At 39.8% G+C, this 18,053-nt stretch carries 20 protein-coding genes; 1 reads left to right on the top strand and 19 read right to left on the bottom strand.

The features are described 5' to 3' along the window. Positions 1-87: 87 nt before the first annotated feature. From C9J37_RS14875 to C9J37_RS14855, 5 genes are read right to left on the bottom strand one after another with little or no spacing between them, the layout of a single operon-like run. Positions 88-1,263, bottom strand: coding sequence for a CCA tRNA nucleotidyltransferase (locus C9J37_RS14875; RefSeq protein WP_107895959.1), 1,176 nt, complete (start codon positions 1,261-1,263; stop codon positions 88-90). Further along, positions 1,250-2,395 (bottom strand): N-acetyl-alpha-D-glucosaminyl L-malate synthase BshA, encoded by a 1,146-nt coding sequence (gene bshA / locus C9J37_RS14870; RefSeq protein ID WP_024364254.1) that lies wholly within the window; start codon positions 2,393-2,395, stop codon positions 1,250-1,252. The genes C9J37_RS14875 and bshA overlap by 14 nt, the downstream gene beginning before the upstream one ends. Before the next feature lie 31 nt (positions 2,396-2,426). Continuing rightward, positions 2,427-2,831: a methylglyoxal synthase gene (gene mgsA, locus C9J37_RS14865; protein WP_024364255.1), complete on the bottom strand. Its 405-nt coding sequence runs from the start codon at positions 2,829-2,831 to the stop codon at positions 2,427-2,429. Positions 2,832-2,849: 18 nt separating this feature from the next. Beyond that, positions 2,850-3,647 (bottom strand): 4-hydroxy-tetrahydrodipicolinate reductase, encoded by a 798-nt coding sequence (gene dapB, locus C9J37_RS14860; protein WP_024364256.1) that lies wholly within the window; start codon positions 3,645-3,647, stop codon positions 2,850-2,852. Continuing rightward, positions 3,647-3,982, bottom strand: a complete 336-nt coding sequence (locus C9J37_RS14855) for a nucleotide pyrophosphohydrolase (protein WP_024364257.1) — start codon at positions 3,980-3,982, stop codon at positions 3,647-3,649. The genes dapB and C9J37_RS14855 overlap by 1 nt, the downstream gene beginning before the upstream one ends. Positions 3,983-4,097: 115 nt before the next feature. Here C9J37_RS14855 and C9J37_RS14850 point away from each other — a divergent pair, with 115 nt between their 5' ends. After that, positions 4,098-4,967: a YitT family protein gene (locus C9J37_RS14850; RefSeq protein WP_107895958.1), complete on the top strand. Its 870-nt coding sequence runs from the start codon at positions 4,098-4,100 to the stop codon at positions 4,965-4,967. Between the two features lie 110 nt (positions 4,968-5,077). On the opposite strand, the gene C9J37_RS14845 is transcribed toward C9J37_RS14850, so the two are convergent. The 14 genes from C9J37_RS14845 to aroC form a co-directional block, all read right to left on the bottom strand. Then, the gene (locus tag C9J37_RS14845) at positions 5,078-5,752 is read right to left on the bottom strand and encodes a zinc metallopeptidase (protein ID WP_107895987.1); all 675 of its coding nucleotides are present in this window, start codon (positions 5,750-5,752) and stop codon (positions 5,078-5,080) included. A 60-nt stretch (positions 5,753-5,812) separates the two neighbouring features. Next, positions 5,813-6,409 (bottom strand): lipoprotein heptaprenylglyceryl N-acetyltransferase LhaT, encoded by a 597-nt coding sequence (lhaT, locus tag C9J37_RS14840; protein WP_107895957.1) that lies wholly within the window; start codon positions 6,407-6,409, stop codon positions 5,813-5,815. A gap of 204 nt (positions 6,410-6,613) precedes the next feature. Then, a complete protein-coding gene (locus tag C9J37_RS14835; protein WP_024364261.1) occupies positions 6,614-7,387 on the bottom strand; it encodes a menaquinol-cytochrome c reductase cytochrome b/c subunit in 774 nt (257 codons plus the stop codon). A 42-nt stretch (positions 7,388-7,429) separates the two neighbouring features. Beyond that, complete coding sequence (gene qcrB / locus C9J37_RS14830) at positions 7,430-8,104, bottom strand: menaquinol-cytochrome c reductase cytochrome b subunit (RefSeq protein WP_024364262.1); 675 nt, start codon at positions 8,102-8,104, stop codon at positions 7,430-7,432. Positions 8,105-8,126: 22 nt separating this feature from the next. Next, on the bottom strand, positions 8,127-8,630 hold the full coding sequence (locus C9J37_RS14825) for a QcrA and Rieske domain-containing protein (protein ID WP_107895956.1): 504 nt from the start codon (positions 8,628-8,630) through the stop codon (positions 8,127-8,129). A 155-nt stretch (positions 8,631-8,785) separates the two neighbouring features. Continuing rightward, positions 8,786-9,235: a DUF2487 family protein gene (locus C9J37_RS14820; RefSeq protein ID WP_107895955.1), complete on the bottom strand. Its 450-nt coding sequence runs from the start codon at positions 9,233-9,235 to the stop codon at positions 8,786-8,788. A 151-nt stretch (positions 9,236-9,386) separates the two neighbouring features. Continuing rightward, on the bottom strand, positions 9,387-9,944 hold the full coding sequence (locus C9J37_RS14815) for a ReoY family proteolytic degradation factor (protein ID WP_024364265.1): 558 nt from the start codon (positions 9,942-9,944) through the stop codon (positions 9,387-9,389). 14 nt (positions 9,945-9,958) lie between these two features. Beyond that, positions 9,959-11,227 carry a tetratricopeptide repeat protein gene (locus tag C9J37_RS14810; RefSeq protein ID WP_029747404.1) on the bottom strand — a complete coding sequence of 423 codons (1,269 nt, stop codon included), beginning with the start codon at positions 11,225-11,227 and terminating at the stop codon, positions 9,959-9,961. 287 nt (positions 11,228-11,514) lie between these two features. Next, entirely contained in the window at positions 11,515-12,804 is a 1,290-nt protein-coding gene (gene aroA, locus C9J37_RS14805; protein WP_107895954.1) for a 3-phosphoshikimate 1-carboxyvinyltransferase, read from the bottom strand. Between the two features lie 101 nt (positions 12,805-12,905). Next, positions 12,906-14,003, bottom strand: coding sequence for a prephenate dehydrogenase (locus C9J37_RS14800; RefSeq protein WP_069511766.1), 1,098 nt, complete (start codon positions 14,001-14,003; stop codon positions 12,906-12,908). Next, positions 14,000-15,100: a histidinol-phosphate transaminase gene (hisC, locus tag C9J37_RS14795; RefSeq protein ID WP_107895953.1), complete on the bottom strand. Its 1,101-nt coding sequence runs from the start codon at positions 15,098-15,100 to the stop codon at positions 14,000-14,002. The genes C9J37_RS14800 and hisC overlap by 4 nt, the downstream gene beginning before the upstream one ends. Before the next feature lie 18 nt (positions 15,101-15,118). Then, a complete protein-coding gene (gene aroH, locus C9J37_RS14790) occupies positions 15,119-15,487 on the bottom strand; it encodes a chorismate mutase (protein WP_024364270.1) in 369 nt (122 codons plus the stop codon). Then, a complete protein-coding gene (gene aroB, locus C9J37_RS14785) occupies positions 15,484-16,575 on the bottom strand; it encodes a 3-dehydroquinate synthase (protein WP_107895952.1) in 1,092 nt (363 codons plus the stop codon). Before aroB ends, aroH begins: the two co-directional genes overlap by 4 nt. Before the next feature lie 3 nt (positions 16,576-16,578). Then, positions 16,579-17,760: a chorismate synthase gene (aroC, locus tag C9J37_RS14780; protein WP_024364272.1), complete on the bottom strand. Its 1,182-nt coding sequence runs from the start codon at positions 17,758-17,760 to the stop codon at positions 16,579-16,581. Positions 17,761-18,053 lie beyond the last annotated feature (293 nt).

The raw sequence follows: 18,053 nt of genomic DNA, 5'->3' as shown, positions 1-18,053 counted from the left end.
AAAAGATAAAGCAAGTGACCCTTTTAATGACGTATTTTCATGGTCACTTTTTGTCACTTGCTTAATTTACTTTATATCATCAATGATTCATCCTTTATGGACATACGCACGCTCAAACCATTCCTTTATGTGGTTTCGCTCATTCATTAGCTCCCCGTTAACAACAGCCGTTAGAATCATTTGCAACGCTTCTTTTAACCAAGGACCACGTTTTTGTTCAGACCATTGTAGTAAATCCATTCCATTCACTACAAGCTCTTGGCGATTTCTTATTGGTAATCTTGCCTGTACTTCACGTATACTGTGCTGCGAAATGGTAACTTGCTCTTTCAATTGTGCAAAATAGTGTGCTGTTTCAAGCTCCTCTAGCGAATACGTAAAATAGTCCATACTCGTCCAGCCATTCTGTAAGGCATAGAACGCACTTAAAACAGCCTTCACAAATGCCATTTCCTTATTCGATAAACGATAAGCACGCAACACTTCCTGCCAATTTTCTTTTTGTCCAAGAGCAAAATACGCCCAACCGCAAGTTGCATTTTCTACAGCAAAACCACGCCAATGGTCTACTTGGAAATCCCCTTGTAAATAAGACACCAGTCCACTTTCTTTAAGCTTTTTAATGCCATTATATACATCTTTTCCTATCCATAGCTTATCAAGTTCAGCCTTCATGCGCTCTTTGGCAACCCATGCAATATCGGGGGCCTTTTGCTGCATTGCCTGAAGGGTAGCCGCTTCAATCGAAAAGCCAAGCTGTGCTGAAAATCGCACAGCTCTTAGCATTCGTAAGGCATCCTCGGCAAAGCGCACCTTCGCCTCCCCTACAGCTCGAATCACGCTAGCCTCAATATCACGTTGCCCACCGTAAAAATCGACAAATGAACCATCTCTACGCATGGCTATAGCATTCATCGTAAAATCACGGCGCTGTAAATCTTCTTTCAAGGAACGTACAAAATGAACTTCCTCAGGTCTTCGATGATCTGTATACTCTCCATCTGTGCGATAAGTTGTTACTTCAACAGGCCCTTCTGGCACAATGACAAGTACAGTACCATGTTGAATACCGATATCAACGGTACGATTAAAAACAGTTTTAACTTCTTGTGGCAATGCATTTGTCGCTACGTCAACATCATGTGCAGGACGATTTAAAATTGCATCTCGCACAGCGCCACCTACGACAACTGCCTCATAGCCAGCCTTCTCCAATTGCTCAATAACTGTGAAGGCTGCTTGCCATTCTTTAGTGTTTTGCATGGTTTATTTCCGCTACCTTTTCATACAGTTGTTCATACTGCTCGACAATTTTAGATGAATGGAATTTTTCATTGACTGCGCGCATTGCTGCTTCACGGAAACGAAGTAATTTATCTTCATCATTTAATAATTCTACAGCATACTCAGCTACAGCATCTGTATCGCCTAATTCTACTAAGTAGCCATCGACACCATGATCAATGACTTCTGGTATTCCACCAACGTTCGAACCGATACATGGCACACCACAAGCCATTGCTTCTAGCAGTACAAGGCCAAAAGATTCCTGCTGGGACAGTAATAGCTTTAAGTCACTAATAGCGTATAATTCAGCTAAATTTTCTTGCTTGCCTAAAAATAAAACATCCTTAACATATGGACTTTCCTTTACTTGGTCCATCACACGATGCTTTTCAGGTCCATCTCCTACTAACAATAGTTTCGCTTTCATATTAGCACGGATTTTCATAAAGGCATCGACAATATGAGGAAGGTTTTTAATTTTACGGAAATTTGACACATGAATGATAACTTTTTCATCAGCTTGAATACCAAACTGTTCTTTTAAGTTACCAGCGTCAAGTGGACGATATTCACGCTCATCTACAAAGTTATAAATTGTTTCAATTGGTTTTACTGTATCAATTAGTTTGTAAGTTTGTTCTTTGAGTGACTGTGATACTGCTGTGACAATATCAGATTTATCAATGCCGTATTTAATAGCTTGTGAAAGCGTTGAATCCTGTCCAAGCACGGAAATATCTGTGCCGTGGAGCGTTGTCACAATACCAATATTTTGCCCACTCATTTCTCGGGCTAGCACCGCACATACAGCATGTGGGATGGCATAATGTACATGGAGCACGTCTAGCCCTTCATCTTTAATCACGTCCGCCATTTTACTCGCTAATGCAATATCATACGGCGAATACTGAAATACTGAATAATTATTTACTTCTACTTCATGGAAAAAGACGGTCGGATAAATTTTATTCAATCGAAATGGTACGCTGGAGGTGATGAAATGTATTTCGTGTCCTCTCTCTGCAAGCATTTTTCCTAATTCTGTTGCAATCACACCAGAGCCTCCAACAGTTGGATAACAGGTAATGCCGATTTTAAGCTTTCTCATTCGATGATCATCCTTTCTAAAATCACGTCTTTTAGTCTCGTCTTTCTTGAATCAGTCTCCAATCCACAAAGCCCTCTTGTAGGCCTTTTAGTAATATTTCTGCAGTTCCCATATTTGTTGCCAGTGGCACTTGGTAAACATCACAAAGACGGATAAGTGCAGAAACATCTGGCTCATGTGGTTGTGCTGTTAATGGATCACGGAAGAAAATCACCATGTCCATATCATTATTGGCAATCATAGCGCCAATTTGTTGGTCTCCTCCAAGAGGACCTGAGCGAAAACGTGTAATTTCTAAGCTCGTAGCTTCCATCACACGTTGCCCTGTTGTACCTGTAGCATAAAGCGTATGCTCATTTAAAATATCGCGGTAAGCAATAGCAAACTGTACTAGATTATCTTTTTTGCGATCATGTGCAATCAATGCAATTTTCATAAGTATTCCATCCGTTCTTTAGATGATGTTTTCTAAACCATAAACGAGCTGATCCATTTTCATAACTTCTTCTACACAAAAAGCAACGCCAGACATAAAGGAATTACGATTTAATGAGTCATGACGGATTGTTAACAGTTGGCCGTCTCCTCCAAATAATACTTGCTGGTGTGCCACTAAACCAGGTAAGCGAACAGAATGAATGCGCATGCCATCAAAATCTGCTCCTCTTGCTCCTTCAATCGTTTCTTTTTCCTCTGGATGACCTTGCATTTTTTGTGCACGCACCTCTTGGATCATTTGTGCTGTTTTAACCCCTGTACCAGATGGTGCATCTAACTTCTGGTCATGGTGCATCTCAATGATTTCTACATCAGGTAAATATTTTGCTGCTTCTTTAGCAAATTTCATCATCAGAATCGCGCCAATCGCAAAGTTTGGTGCAATAATACAACCTAACTCCTTCTCATTCGCAAGTGCTGATAATTCTTCTAGTTGTGCATCTGTAAAACCTGTTGTACCAATCACTGGTCGTACATTTAAATTTAGTGCTTCTTTTGTATGATGATATACTGCATGTGGATTCGTTAAATCGACTAAAACATCAGGGGCCGTTGCCTCTACTAGTTCATGCATATCTGTAAATATTGGTGCTGTATAGCTTGCTGGGAACATTTCTAAATCAGCTAATGTATGACCAACCTCTTTATAATCTAGTACAGCTACTAACTCCATTTTGGCATGTTTCATGACTGTATGTACAGCTTCAGCTCCCATTTTTCCTCTTGGCCCTGCAATGGCTACACGAATCGACATTATTCCTCTTCCTTTCTTGTCCAGCGATCCTTATCTCTCGTCTCAAATTTATGTATGACACGCAACAGTGCCTCATCTAATTTTATACCTTGTGCATTTGCAAAGCATACTAAAACAAAGAAAAAGTCACCTAGTTCTTCTTCAATACTATTCGTTTCTTCTGTGCTCTTTTTCTTTTTTTGACCGTAAACGTCCTGCACTTCGCGCGACAGTTCTCCAAGCTCTTCCGTTAAACGTGCGAGTAGTTCAAAAGGTGGGAAATAACCTTCCTTAAATTGCCCAATGTAATCATCCACACGTTTTTGCAAGGCTTGCATCGTAATCTGTTCTGTCATCCAATATCACACTCCTAATTACCATCGTATAAAATTTACACCATTGTTGTCAAAAACAATAAAATGACAGATAATAGAATCCACTACTTCATAGCTAAGAACTACAGGAGGTCTTATGTTTAAACAGATTAAAATACGTAATATTATCGCAATAATGCTCGGAGCAGCCATTTTTAGCTTTGGTTTTGTACACTTTAATATGCAAAATCATTTAGGTGAAGGCGGTTTTAGCGGAATTACCCTTGTTCTTTATTTTACACTAGGTTGGGACCCCGCATTACTTAATTTACTGTTGAATATTCCAATGTTTATTTTAGGTTGGCGCTTACTAGGTAAAAAATCTTTTATTTACACATTAATTGGTACAATTTCAGTATCAATTTTTCTGAAAATATTCCAGAAATACCAATTCACTATTCACTTAGAGGATGATTTATTTCTCGTGGCATTGTTTGCCGGTATTTTCGTTGGGCTTGGACTAGGCATTGTGTTCCGCTTCGGTGGTACAACTGGTGGTGTGGATATATTAGCACGTCTCGGACATAAATATCTAGGCTGGAGTATGGGGAAAACAATGTTTATATTCGATGCCATTGTTATTTTATTATCTTGGCTAACATTTTTAGATGCACGTTCAATGATGTACACGCTTGTCGCTGTATTCGTAGGTGCTCGTGTTATTGATTTTGTACAGGATGGCGCCTATTCAGGGCGTGGCGCACTCATTATTTCAGAAAAATCTAGTGCGATAGCGGATATGATCGCTTTGCGCATGGAACGAGGTGTCACGATTTTAGAAGGTCACGGTCACTTTACAAAACAAGCAAAAGAAGTAATTTACTGCGTTGTCGGACGCAATGAAGTTGTACGCTTAAAATCGATTATTCATGAGGTCGATCCGCATGCTTTTTTCTCTATTTCAGAAGTTCGGGATGTTGCTGGAGAAGGCTTTACGCTGGACGATCAAAAGCAACCTTTACATTAAGTAGGTTCACACCTATTGCAGTAGCAAAGATTAAATAGATTCTAAAATACTAGCTATGTAAATAAATTAAAAAAACTTGTTATAGTGGTTAACCCACTATAACAAGTTTTTTAGTCGTCACTACGCATATTTGTAAATATTAATATTAAACGTAATAATTCTAATACAGCTACTGCTGCAGCTGCCACATAAGTTAACGCAGCGGCACTTAACACTTTACGTGCAGGGCGTTCTTCTTCATTGGTAATAATACCAAGGGAATTCATTTGCACTAATGCACGCTTCGATGCATCGAATTCAACTGGTAGCGTAACTAATTGGAACACTACGCCTGCTGCTAATAGGACAATACCTAGTAATAACATGTTTGATAACCCGGAAAAAATACCAATCATAACGATTATCCAAGATGCGTTTGATGAAATATTTGCGACTGGTACAAGCTTACTACGTAAAGTAAGCATTGAATATGCCTCTTTATGCTGAATAGCATGACCTACTTCATGGGCAGCAACTGCTGCGCCAGCAACACTTGCTTCATAGAAATTGCTTTCTGATAATGCGACTGTTTTTGTCGCAGGATTGTAGTGATCAGATAACACACCTTGGGTTGGCACAACTCGCACATCGTACAAGCCGTTCGCATCTAAGATCGCCCTAGCTACCTCAGCACCAGTTTGTCCCTTCATGGTACGTTCCTTTGCAAACTTTTTATACGTACCTTTTACCTTCATCTGTGCGTACAATGGTAGCAGCATAATAATCGCAAAATAAACAATATACATGCTTGTTGACAATTTTCTAACCCCTTTCTATCTCGATACTATAATTTTATAGAGATTTCCCTAATTGGGCAAATATTTGCGCCACCTAATTGAGAAAATGGCGATAAAAATACAAGCAATTGATAACCAAAATGTAAAATAACCAATGACACTTGTATAGTCTGCTAAATCACGATACATTGGCATTTGTCCAAATACATAGTCAATGACATCATTGTGCAAAGTCCATACCGCAGCAAAAGCAACATGCCAATATGAAAATACATATTTACCGATATAAAGAACACCTTGGACAGCCATCCCAAAATGCGAAGCAATCAGCATCCAACCTTGCCAGCCTATAAAGCCCGTCTCAACTAGCGTCCAAAGATTCATCACATCCGCCCAGATTCCATATTTAACTAATGTTACAAGCGCTAATACTTCCATCAATGGCCATCGTTTTCCTACAATCCATGCCAGCAGCACAAAACAGAAAAATAAACTAGCAGTGGGACTATCTGGTACAAAAATATAAAAAATGGGCTTTGTTATCGCAAGTTGCCCACCATACCAGTAATAGCCGTAAATGGTTCCTACCAAGTTAATAAGCAGTAAAATGATTAAAAATGTTTTATGCGTAAGGAGATACCAAATGTTTGCAGGCGTTATTTGCATGATTAAAACTCCTTTACTATCCGTCTATTCTAAGATGTCTTTTTCCTCGATTTTTATGTATGATGTGACGGCTGCGCTTCTTAGTCCACTATGTCATATCATAGTTTCCTTTCAAAGCTGTGCCTTATTAAGTATATCGTAAGCATCCATATAATTTTGATAAAAACTAGAAAAAAAGAGTCAGTTTCCTGACTCTTTTTGAAATTATTCAGCTTTTAAGCTTTCGATAAACTCAGCAAGCTTTTGAAGATCTTCATCAGATCCTGTCCATAGACCTGCTGGCATTTTACCGCTAGGCGTACCATTGTGTGCGATGTCAATTATTTCATCAGCCGTTAAGCCAGTGTTCATAAGTGTTGGCGCACCAGCACCACCTTCTAAGCCTTCACCGTGACATGTAATACATGCAGAGCCGGCATAGATTTGATAACCTTCTGAGCCTTTATCGAACTCTACAGTTTCAACGATAGCACCTTGAATTTTTTGAGCTTCCCAGTCATGATTAACAACTGACTCCCAAGTTAAATAGAACATAGCAGCCAATGTTAATAACATAAACGCAGTTGGTAACGGACGTTTAGACGGACGGCGTTCTGGACTCTTATCTAAAAATGGCATTAATAATAGCGCTCCAAATGCTAGACCTGGAATGACAATTGCTCCGATAACATTATATGGACCAGAAGCAAATGAGTATTTTAAGAGTTGGTACATGAATAAGAAGTACCAGTCCGGTAATGGCGTGTATGCTCTTGTTGGATCAGCTGGCCCTTCAAGTGGAGATGGGTGAGCGACTGTTAACAGTAAATAACCGATTAAGAAAACAGCACCTACCATCCATTCTTTTAGTAAGAAGTTCGGCCAGAAAGCTTCAGTTTTACCTGGATATTCGGAATAATCCTTTGGAACGTTCGGCATTCTGTGATTCGCTTTGATACGAGAATCGCCGACAAATTTCATTCCTTTTCCGCGATGCATAGTGTCCCCTCCTTTAAAAAATCATCGAACCGTCAAGAAGTATTACAACGGCCCTGAAATTCCTTGACGACGAATCATGATAAAGTGTGCTGCAAGTAACCCAAACAATACTGCAGGCAAGAAGAATACATGAATCGCAAAGAATCGTGTTAACGTTTGAGCACCAAGAATAGTACTGTCACCCGCTAATAATACTTTAATCATCGAACCGATAAACGGTACAGATGCTGCAATTTCGATACCTACTTTAGTAGCGAATAATGCTTTCATATCCCATGGTAATAGGTATCCTGTAAAACCAAGACCCATCATTACTCCAAAAATACCTACACCAACCATCCAGTTTAACTCACGAGGTTTCTTATAAGACCCTGTGAAGAATACACGAAGCGTATGTAAGAACATCATTACAATTACTAATGAAGCTCCCCAGTGGTGCATACCGCGCACGATTTCACCAAATGCTACTTCGTTTTGTAAATAATAAACTGACTTCCAGGCATTCACGACGTCTGGTACATAGTACATTGTTAAGAACATACCAGAAAGAATTTGAATTACTGTGATGAAAAATGTTAATCCACCAAAGCAGTAAACGAATGCTGAAAAATGGTGTGCAGGGTTCACGTGCTCTGGCACTTCGTGGTCGGCAATATCACGCCAAATTGGTGTAATATCTAATCGTTCATCGACCCAATCATAAATTTTATTTAGCACTGAATTCGTACCCCCTTACAAATTAAACTAGAGTATTTGCTCTTGCTGGACCAATCATTAAATAACCATCTTTTTCTTGTACTTCAAATTCATCCAACGGACCTAGAGGTGGTGTACCTGCAATGTTTGCCCCGTTTTTCTCGTAACGCCCTGCATGACAAGGACAGAAGAATTGATCTGGGTATGCTTTATCGCCACCCCAGTCCACCATACAACCTAAATGCTTACAAACTGGTGATAGAGCAATTATTTGGTCGCCACTTTTGTAAACCCAAGCTACGTTTGTAACGTCAGATTTGTACCATGCGTCAACTTGTTCAAAAGTAAAGTCAACTTTAATTGGCTCTTCAGTAATGTCGGCGACTTTATGTTCGGTTTTGATAAAATCCCCACCTTCATGCTTTTGTAAAACTGGGTCAATTGCAAAACGAACCATTGGCATCAACATACCTGCCGCCATAAATCCGCCAACACCAGTAAGTGTGTAGCTTAGAAATTGACGACGTGAAACTCGATTGTTACTCATCCTTTTCCCCCCTCTAACTTTAAAGGTCAGTCCAACGGACATACTTTTACAAATAGTAATACTAGGACATATCTATGATATATCAAGTCCATAGCTTGGTCAATATAGCATTCTGTGGAAACCTGGAGAATGTGAACATTTATTGAAACAAATTGCTAAATTTGTGACCATTTAGTCGAAAATATAGGGATTACTTGCCGTAACTGATCTTCGAGAATGGTGTTTTTCACGCCTTTATCCATGGATTCTAACGGAATAGCTGGCAACCAAATGATATTTACTACATCTCCAATATTTGTCCAAAAACGGTCACAAGTAATGAAGAACACATGCTTAAAACCAGCAGTATGTAATTGTGCTTCTAATTGCGCTGGCAATTCTTCGTTTTTCAAGGTCGTACTATATGAAAATGGTGGCATCACTAGTAAGCGTCCTTTAAACTGTTGTTCAATAAAAGCCGTTAACGATAATAAGTAATCTGCTTCTGCGCCACTTTGCTTCAACTTTTCAGCAGCAAAATCGATTCCTACGAGTGGTACAATCGCTGTATCGATAAAATCCTTTTGCGCTAAAAAAGATGTAACATCGTTTGCATTAAAATACATCCAACAACCCCCCTTACGATTACAAAATAAAAATGCCCTTTTCCACTCTTTAATAGGATAGCCAATAAAAAGTGAAAACAATCATTCACTAGTCATGTTACCATATAGAGATGGAGAAAGGGCATTCAATTTTTACCTATTCGGCTTGAGATTATTGTAAATTAGCAGTTTCCTTTAAAACTTGTAACAAATTAGACAATTCATAAAATCGTTCTTCATCGCCCTTATCTAGAGCTTCATCAATTTGCGCAAGTAATTTTTCTTCTTGGAATACGAGTAAACTATTGGAAAGTAACTCTTCAGCCAGTAAACGATCCTTTTCACTAACAATCAATGTTTCTGGCATATAAGGGTTTTCTTCAAGAACTGCTAAGTATTGGGCACTTGGCGGTATATTTGGAAAGTTCAATTGTATATACATATCTTCTTGCTCATGTAACCGTAAGTCATGGAAAGATTTCTCGGCATCGGCTGTCATCACATTGCCTTTATAAAAACGAAATGGTACACCTGTTGAGTCTACTGTAGACATCACCATTGCTCTAGGACAATAGTGTGCTTCTTCTACAAACCGTATTCGTTTTAACAACTCATCATTACTTAATAAGTAATTTAAAATCCATACACACTCACGACGTTTTAATTGGTAATTTTTCAAAAACCAGCGAACAAATGCTTTTTTATCGACAACTGATACAGAAGCAGTCATACCCACTCCCTCCTTTACTCTAATTCTAAGCCTTCTAACATCTCTTGCCATTGTGGTTCACCTGGCTGAAGCTTGATTAAATGACCGATTACCTCTTTAACCTCTGAACGCTTGCCTTCTTCTAATAAGAAATAAACATATTTTTCTAAAAATGCTGCGTCTTCCTTAAAATCAGTATATGCCAAACGGTAAAATTCGTATGCACGGTCGTACAATTCTAAATTTGCATATGCGTCGGCAGCGTAAGGGTATAAAGTGTTCCACTCAAAATCATTTTTTTGTAATGTCTCAAATAATTCAACAACATCTTCAAAACGTTCTTGCTGTGTCAGTATAGAGATAAGTGTTAATACTGCCTCCATATATTCAGGATCCAAGGCTATCGCTTCACGCAAATAACTTTCAGCTTCATTTGGCAATGCATTTTTCAATGCCATTTTACCTGCGAATAAGAATAATGATTTGTCGTACTCATCACGCTTTAAACCTTCTTTAATGGCAGCATATGCTTTTTTATTGTCTTCCGTCATAGCATAACTTTCCGCAAGCAATAAATAAGCAGAGAAATAATCAGGATCCAATTCCTTTAAGTCCTCTAATTGCTTAATCGCCATTTCATATTTTTGTGATTGGAATGCAGCATATGCTGCGCCAAATAAAATATCTGGCTTCACTTCGTCCTCAAGTGCTGCTAAATAATAGTCTAAAGCTGTTTCATAGGCAGCGCCTGCACGATATACTTCAGCTAATCGTTCAACGAGACTGATACCTGCAAAGTCTTCCTGTTGTTCATGTAATTCTTCATAAAGGCGTGCGGCCTCTAGAAAACGCCCTGTCTCAAATAACAGCTCGGCTTTAGCAAATTGTAGTAGTGGCTCATCAGGTAAGATGGCTAGCGCTTCATTAATGCGCTTTTCTGCTACCTCAAATAACCCTTGCATTTGATAATAATCAGCTAGCACTAGTAATGCTTGCGGGTACTCTGGAGCGGTATCTTCGACTGCTAACAACATGTCTAACGCCTCGTCCTCATCACCAAGCTCCATTAAAACATTGGCACGATCAATTTTTAATTGTGCCTCTTCAGGGAATAAAAATTGCAAATGCTCCAGTACACGGTCCGCTTCTTTCATATACCCATATTGCATAAAAACTTCCGCCAGTGCGTAAATTTCCTCAGGTAACTCCTTCATTAAAAAAGATTCGAGTAGCTGGTCTATTAAAGCTAAATCCCCTTGCTCAAGTGCTTGCATCATTTCAGTCATCGCATTATTCACAGTCATTCACCTATTCTTTCTTGTATATCTTTATGCTACAAAATATTTTCTTTCGAAACAAGAAAAAACTCCCCAAAAGGATTGGGGAGTCCAGACTTTAGACAACCCAAAGAATGACGCATTTGTCTACTGTCTTGTTTGATTAAAAATACTTTTACATTATTACTGCCTGTATGAATTGACAAACTACTGTAAAATACTAGAATTACAGCCAACTGCTACATCAACTAAACTATCATGTAAGAAATTTAAACGATAGAGAATGGCAATAGATGAAAGCATACATTTGCAGACTATTTCTTCACAGCCTCAACATGCTCGAAAAACGATGGATAGGATACAGCGATGCATTCCGCATCATCTAATGTCACTGCACCATTAGTAATTAACGCTGCCACAGCACCCATCATACCGATACGGTGGTCTCCGTATGTTTTTAGGCTAGCCCCTTGTAATGGCGTTGGCCCTTCAATCACCATGCCATCCTCAGTTGCTTCAATACGTGCACCAAGTTTTTGTAGTTCATCCACCACAGCCGTAATCCGATCTGTCTCTTTAACCTTAAGCTCCTCAGCATCTTTAATAATGGTTGTACCATGTGCTTGTGTTGCTAAAAGTGCAAGAATCGGAATTTCATCGATTAGTCGTGGAATTATATCGCCTTCAATAATTGTACCTTTTAATGTAGACGTTTCAATTGTAATTGTTGCTGTTGGCTCAGATTGATCGTCTTCATTTGGCACTACTGTCATCGACGCCCCCATATTTCGAAGCACTTCAATAACCCCATCACGCGTTGGGTTAATGCCCACATTTTCTAAAACAACTTTACTATCTTGACAAATAGCACCCGCCACTAAGAAAAATGCTGCGGAAGAAATATCTCCTGGTACCGACACATGTGTTCCTAATAGTGTTTGTCCACCTTCAAATGAGATAACGCCTTCCTCCACAGTTAGTTGTGCCCCAAATTGACGTAACATGCGCTCTGTATGATCGCGAGAAATTTCCGTTTCGCGCACTACTGTTGTGCCTTGCGCACGTAAACCTGCTAGTAAAATAGCAGATTTCACTTGTGCACTCGCAACAGGCATTTGGTAGTCTATCGCTTGTAGCGTTGTACCCTGTATGGCAAGAGGTGTATATTGTCCATCTGCACGTCCCGTAATATGAGCACCCATTTGACGTAGTGGATCGATGACACGTCGCATCGGACGCTTCCCAATTGATGCATCCCCTGTTATTACAGAATGTACGTTAGAGCCTGCTAGAATGCCAAGCATTAAGCGAGTCGTTGTACCGGAGTTCCCTGTATAAAGCACTTCGCTAGGCTCTTGCCATGCTTCCATTCCTGCACTTTCAATTGTTACATTTGTACCGTCCACATCAATTTTGACGCCAAGCTTGCGGAAGCAATCAATTGTGCTTAAACAATCCTCTCCAAGTAGAAAGCCATCCACCGTTGTTTTCCCTGTTGCGATAGCGCCAAACATAACTGAACGATGTGACACTGATTTATCACCTGGGATTGTTAAGTGCCCTTGTAATGATGGTTTATGATACTGTAATACTTTTTCACTCATCGTTATCTCCCGCCTCCATATGAAGATAGAAAGCGCCGATATATCGACGCTTTCTTCATTATTAGTAATCCAACGTCTGTTCTTAACGTGAATGCACTTTCCTATGAAATATATGTTTCAAATTTTGCACGCTGTTGAATACATGCAGCTGCACGCTCACGATCACTTTCACTTTGCAAGCTAATGACAAGTATACCGAAGACATCTTCGCGAGATTCTACGATACGTAAATTAGTAATACTAATTTTTTCATCCGCAAGTAAGCCTGTTACTTCAGAAATTACCCCTGGGTAGTCAGGAACATCGACATACAAATCAAACGACGTGAACATTGCCCCAGCACTAATTGGTAATTCATCACGAAGCTCCTTAGCAATTGCAAAATAGTTTTCAATATCAGCAGAGCTTCCATTTAGTAAAAGCTCCTTCACACGATTCATTTCGGATTGCCACCCCTCAAGCTGGGCTACTAATTCATCACGATTTTGTAGTGTAATATCACGCCATAGTATCGGATTAGAAGATGCAATACGCGTGACATCACGGAAGCCCCCTGCTGCCAGTGAGCGTGTCATCGGATATTCACCATTTTCTCCGCCTAATTGATGTACAAGAGATGCCGCAATAACATGCGGGAAATGGCTAACTACGGCTGTCATATGATCGTGCTCACGTGCAGATACACTAACAACTTTGGCATGTGTGAATTTCAATAGACTTTCAAGCTGGGCCATATTGATAATTTCTTCACCCGCTAGTGGTGTTAACATATAGTACGCATTTTCAAAAAGATGAGCCTTTGCCGCTAAAACACCACTTTTATGAGACCCTGCCATCGGGTGTCCACCGATAAAGGTAATGCCTAATTCACGTAACTCCCCAGCTTTTTGCATAATCATTTTTTTCGTGCTACCTGTATCTGTTACAATCACTTTATTTTTTAACGGCCATGTTTTTAATTGTTCCATCCACTCAAGTGTAGCGTTAACAGGAGTCCCAAATATAATGATATCAACTTCTGCTGCAACATCTTGTGGATTTGTCACAATGTCATGAACAATATTTAATGTTTTAGCATGTTCACGTGTTGTTTCGTCCATATCATAGCCTATAATTTTTGTGTCAGGTGCTTTTTGTAAAGCAAGAGCAATCGAGCCCCCAATTAAGCCTAAACCAATTACGAGAACTTTGCGTGTCATGCAAAAACTCCTTGTTCTTTTAACACAGCTTCAAGATGCTGTAATAATGCCGCATTTTGCGCTTCAGTACCAATTGTTACACGAATAAAACCAGGGGCACCTAAAGCGTTCCCACTGCGAATAATAAACCCGCGCTTCATAAGCTCCTGAAAAACAACATCACTATTAGCTTTCGTGTCAAATAAAATAAAATTCGTATCAGATGGGTAGTATTTCAAATTATGCTTTTCACAAAAATCAACATATTGCTTTTTACCTAGTTCATTTGCTTTACAGCAATTTTTGATATAGTCTTGATCACTTAATGCAATCGCCGCAACCGCTTGGCTTAAAATCGTATTGTTAAACGGTGCACGCACTGGATCCAGTTTAGCAATGACTTCAGGTTGACTAATTGCGTAGCCTACTCGGAAGGAAGCAAGACCGTATGCTTTTGAGAATGTGCGCATTAATAGTACGTTTGGATACTCGTTAATTAATGGTAGTGTTTCTTTATGACCAGGGTGTGTCACATATTCGATATACGCTTCATCTAACACGACCAGTACATCGCTTGGTACTTTCGCTAAAAACGCTCGTAAATCAGTATCTGCAATGACAACACCTGTTGGATTGTTCGGGCTACATACCCACACAATGGAAGTATGCTCGTCAATTGCTGCCGCCATAGCATCCAAGTCATGTGCGCCATCAATACAAGGAATTTTACGAACTTCCGCCCCTTCAATTTCTGCATTATGAGCGTATTGTGAGAATGATGGATCTGCCATGATTGTATTCACACCTGGATACAACAGCGCACGAGTAAGAATCGCAATAATATCATCCGAGCCATTGCCAAAAAGAAGCTGTGTTTCCTTGACACCTACATGATTTGCTACAGTTGTACGTAAGTTTTGCGCATAGCCGTCTGGATATAATGCATGGTTTACTGCACTATTGTGTAAATATGCTGTTACCTTAGGGGAGCAACCAAATGGGTTTTCATTTGATGCTAACTTTACGACTTCTTGTAAGCCAAATTCACGTTGTACTTCTTCAATTGGTTTACCTGGCTTATATGCTTGCATCCCGTCCAATTGTTGTTTCCATTTCATCTCAAACATCTCCTCTTATTATTTAGCTTGGGCTAAATCTGGTCTTAATTTGATTGCATCATTTAAATAAATATGCTTTACATCTTTTTGCGCCATTTCGACATTCGCATGAATTAACACGCGTATGCATAATGGCAAAGCTCCAGGCACGTCCATTTCATGCATACACATGACAGGAACATACTGCCACCCTTCCATTAACCTAACAGCACGCGCTGGAAACGCTGATGTAATATCCGGCGTTGTCGAAATGACAATAGAGGCAATATCCTCTACCGCAACACCGTTTACTGCTACTACTTCACGTACTAGTCTAGCTGTCTCATCCCATACAAGCTCTGGCTTGTCCAATTCAATTGTAATTGCGCCTCTTAAACCACGAATCATCCAAGCACCTCCGCTAATAATTGGCGGAATTCAGCATCTATTTCTTTGCATTCTGCTAACTCAATTGGTCGCACAAAAGGTTTCCCGATTTCTTCCAGTAAAACAAATTGTAGTACGCCATATTCCGCTTTTTTATCTTTTAATAAATACGCTGTTAACTGTTCAAATGAATAATCATTCACCGCTTCGAAAGGATAGCCGTTTTTTACAGCAAAATGTAAAAATGCTGTTGTAAAGTCACGATCCAGCTTACCATATCGCTCACTCAGTAAAAGACAATACACAAGACCAATCATTACTGCCTCACCATGTGCGACTTTCCCATAACCTGCTGCTGCTTCAATAGCATGGCCATATGTATGACCTAGGTTTAAATATTTGCGCACAGATTGTTCCGTTTCATCTTCAGACACAATTTTCGCCTTTACCTCAATGCCAGCCTTTAGCTGTTGAGCCAATTCCGTTGTACTAAAATGAATGACTGATTCAGCCCCCATTAATTGCTGTAGCCAGGAAGCACTTGAAATCATCGCATGTTTTATGACTTCAGCTGTTCCCGAACGCACCTCACGCTCAGGCAAACTCTCAATAAAGAGCGTATCGTATATGACCCCTTCAGGCTGGTAGAAAGCACCAATCATATTTTTGCCTAGTGGATGATTGATAGCTGTTTTACCTCCCACTGCTGAGTCATGTGCTAAAATCGTCGTTGGGATTTGAATAAACGGTACTCCTCGCATATAGGTAGCTGCAACAAAGCCTGTTAAATCGCCAACTGCCCCGCCACCAAAGGCAAAAACAAATGATTTTCGTGAACATTTTTGTTCAAGTAAGAAAGTTTGTGCTGCATTGTATTGTTCAAAAGTTTTACAAGCTTCACCACCCGGTAGCACAAAGACCTCAAAGTCATATGGGAAATGGCCCTTAAAATATTCCCCTTGGGCAGCCCACACATTGGCATCTGTAAAAACAATGAGTTTATCTGCTTTTTGCAGTTTATCGTCAAATGTTTTGACTGCTTCAGCTAAAAAATTATGCCCAAGCACTACTTCATACTGATGTGATGTTGTCGCTACTGGTACACGCATATATCAAAACTCCTTTGCGTAACGGCGTTGTTCTTCAATTTGAGCTTGTAGTTGTGGCAATTGATCTCCGTGGAATTGTTCCATAATCGCATTTGCTATTTCCCAGGCAATAACATGTTCGGCAACAACTGATGCCGCCGGTACTGCACAGCTATCAGAACGTTCAACGCTGGCTTTAAACGGTTCTTTTGTTTCAATATCAACACTTTGCAAAGGTTTATACAGCGTTGGAATAGGCTTCATAACACCGCGAACGACAATTGGCATACCTGTTGACATACCGCCTTCTAAGCCACCAAGTCGATTTGTTGCACGTGTATACCCTTCTTCTTCTGACCAAATAATTTCGTCATGGACTTCTGAACCTTTGCGACGAGCCATTTCAAAACCAATACCAAATTCAACACCTTTAAAGGCATTAATTGATAACATAGCTGCCGCTAATTTCGCATCAAGCTTGCGATCGTAATGCACATAAGAGCCAATACCAGCTGGCATGCCCTCAACAATTACTTCAACAACACCACCGATAGAGTCACCTGCTTTTTTCGCTTCATCGATTGCCTCCACCATTTTTGCAGAAGCCACAGGGTCTACACAGTAACATGGATCTGCTTCAACAATCGTACGAATTTCTGCTACTGATTTCCCTTCAATTACAGAAGTGTCTGCCTTAATGCCTACGATTTCTGTAACATGTGACACAATTGATATACCAAGCTCATTTAATAATGCTTTAGCAACGGCACCAACAGCTACGCGGACAGTTGTTTCACGCGCAGAAGAACGCTCTAAAACATTGCGTAAATCGCGATGCCCATATTTCATGCCGCCTACTAAATCTGCATGACCCGGACGCGGACGTGAAATCTGACGTTTTATATCTTCTGGATTAATATCCTCTGCTAATGGTTCGGCCCCCATAATTTTTGTCCAATGCTTCCAGTCATCATTTGTGACAACAAGCGCAACAGGAGAACCAAGCGTTTGTCCGTGGCGCACACCACCTACTATTTCTACTGTATCCGTCTCAATTTGCATACGGCGACCGCGGCCATGTCCTCCTTGACGACGTTTTAAATCATGATTAATTTTCTCTGCTGTAATTGGTAAAAGTGACGGTAAACCCTCAATTATCGTTGTTAATTGCGGTCCGTGTGATTCACCTGCTGTTAAGTAACGCATAAACGCTTTCTCCCTTCAACTCGCTAAAGTATGTATTTTTCACTATAACATATATTCTCTAAAAAAACAGTCCTTTTACAAATGTCATACCACCTTGCCATTAATACGTTCAAATAGATAGCACAGTATTATATGCGAATATTCTGAACGATTCATTTAAAAAAAGAAGGTTTTCTAGTAACACATCCAACTATTCTAACGCAACACATTCTACTGGAAATTATCGGCAGCGAAATGGTGAACTTAATAAAAAAATACGCTTTTTGCTTATGACAAGCGAAAAGCGTACGATC

The sequence above is a fragment of the Lysinibacillus mangiferihumi genome, assembly GCF_003049665.1.
GTDB classification, from domain to species: Bacteria; Bacillota; Bacilli; order Bacillales_A; family Planococcaceae; genus Lysinibacillus; species Lysinibacillus mangiferihumi.
The sequence above is the reverse complement of the archived record's forward strand: the minus strand, read 5'-3'. Positions and strand labels throughout refer to the sequence as shown.

Bases quoted from the DNA above. Each gene is read 5' to 3' on its own strand.
- C9J37_RS14875 (WP_107895959.1), bottom strand. From the start codon at position 1,263: ATGCAAAACACTAAAGAATGGCAAGCAGCCTTCACAGTTATTGAGCAA.
- hisC (WP_107895953.1), bottom strand. From the start codon at position 15,100: ATGAAATGGAAACAACAATTGGACGGGATGCAAGCATATAAGCCAGGT.
- C9J37_RS14825 (WP_107895956.1), bottom strand. From the start codon at position 8,630: ATGAGTAACAATCGAGTTTCACGTCGTCAATTTCTAAGCTACACACTT.
- C9J37_RS14800 (WP_069511766.1), bottom strand. From the start codon at position 14,003: ATGACACGCAAAGTTCTCGTAATTGGTTTAGGCTTAATTGGGGGCTCG.
- lhaT (WP_107895957.1), bottom strand. From the start codon at position 6,409: ATGCAAATAACGCCTGCAAACATTTGGTATCTCCTTACGCATAAAACA.
- C9J37_RS14835 (WP_024364261.1), bottom strand. From the start codon at position 7,387: ATGCATCGCGGAAAAGGAATGAAATTTGTCGGCGATTCTCGTATCAAA.
- C9J37_RS14845 (WP_107895987.1), bottom strand. From the start codon at position 5,752: ATGTATATTGTTTATTTTGCGATTATTATGCTGCTACCATTGTACGCA.
- C9J37_RS14815 (WP_024364265.1), bottom strand. From the start codon at position 9,944: ATGACTGCTTCTGTATCAGTTGTCGATAAAAAAGCATTTGTTCGCTGG.
- aroH (WP_024364270.1), bottom strand. From the start codon at position 15,487: ATGATTCGTGGTTTAAGAGGCGCAATTACAATTGAATTGGACAAGCCA.
- C9J37_RS14810 (WP_029747404.1), bottom strand. From the start codon at position 11,227: ATGACTGTGAATAATGCGATGACTGAAATGATGCAAGCACTTGAGCAA.
- bshA (WP_024364254.1), bottom strand. From the start codon at position 2,395: ATGAGAAAGCTTAAAATCGGCATTACCTGTTATCCAACTGTTGGAGGC.
- C9J37_RS14855 (WP_024364257.1), bottom strand. From the start codon at position 3,982: ATGACAGAACAGATTACGATGCAAGCCTTGCAAAAACGTGTGGATGAT.
- aroA (WP_107895954.1), bottom strand. From the start codon at position 12,804: ATGAGTGAAAAAGTATTACAGTATCATAAACCATCATTACAAGGGCAC.
- C9J37_RS14850 (WP_107895958.1), top strand. From the start codon at position 4,098: ATGTTTAAACAGATTAAAATACGTAATATTATCGCAATAATGCTCGGA.
- aroB (WP_107895952.1), bottom strand. From the start codon at position 16,575: ATGCGTGTACCAGTAGCGACAACATCACATCAGTATGAAGTAGTGCTT.
- mgsA (WP_024364255.1), bottom strand. From the start codon at position 2,831: ATGAAAATTGCATTGATTGCACATGATCGCAAAAAAGATAATCTAGTA.
- C9J37_RS14820 (WP_107895955.1), bottom strand. From the start codon at position 9,235: ATGTATTTTAATGCAAACGATGTTACATCTTTTTTAGCGCAAAAGGAT.
- aroC (WP_024364272.1), bottom strand. From the start codon at position 17,760: ATGCGTTACTTAACAGCAGGTGAATCACACGGACCGCAATTAACAACG.
- dapB (WP_024364256.1), bottom strand. From the start codon at position 3,647: ATGTCGATTCGTGTAGCCATTGCAGGGCCAAGAGGAAAAATGGGAGCT.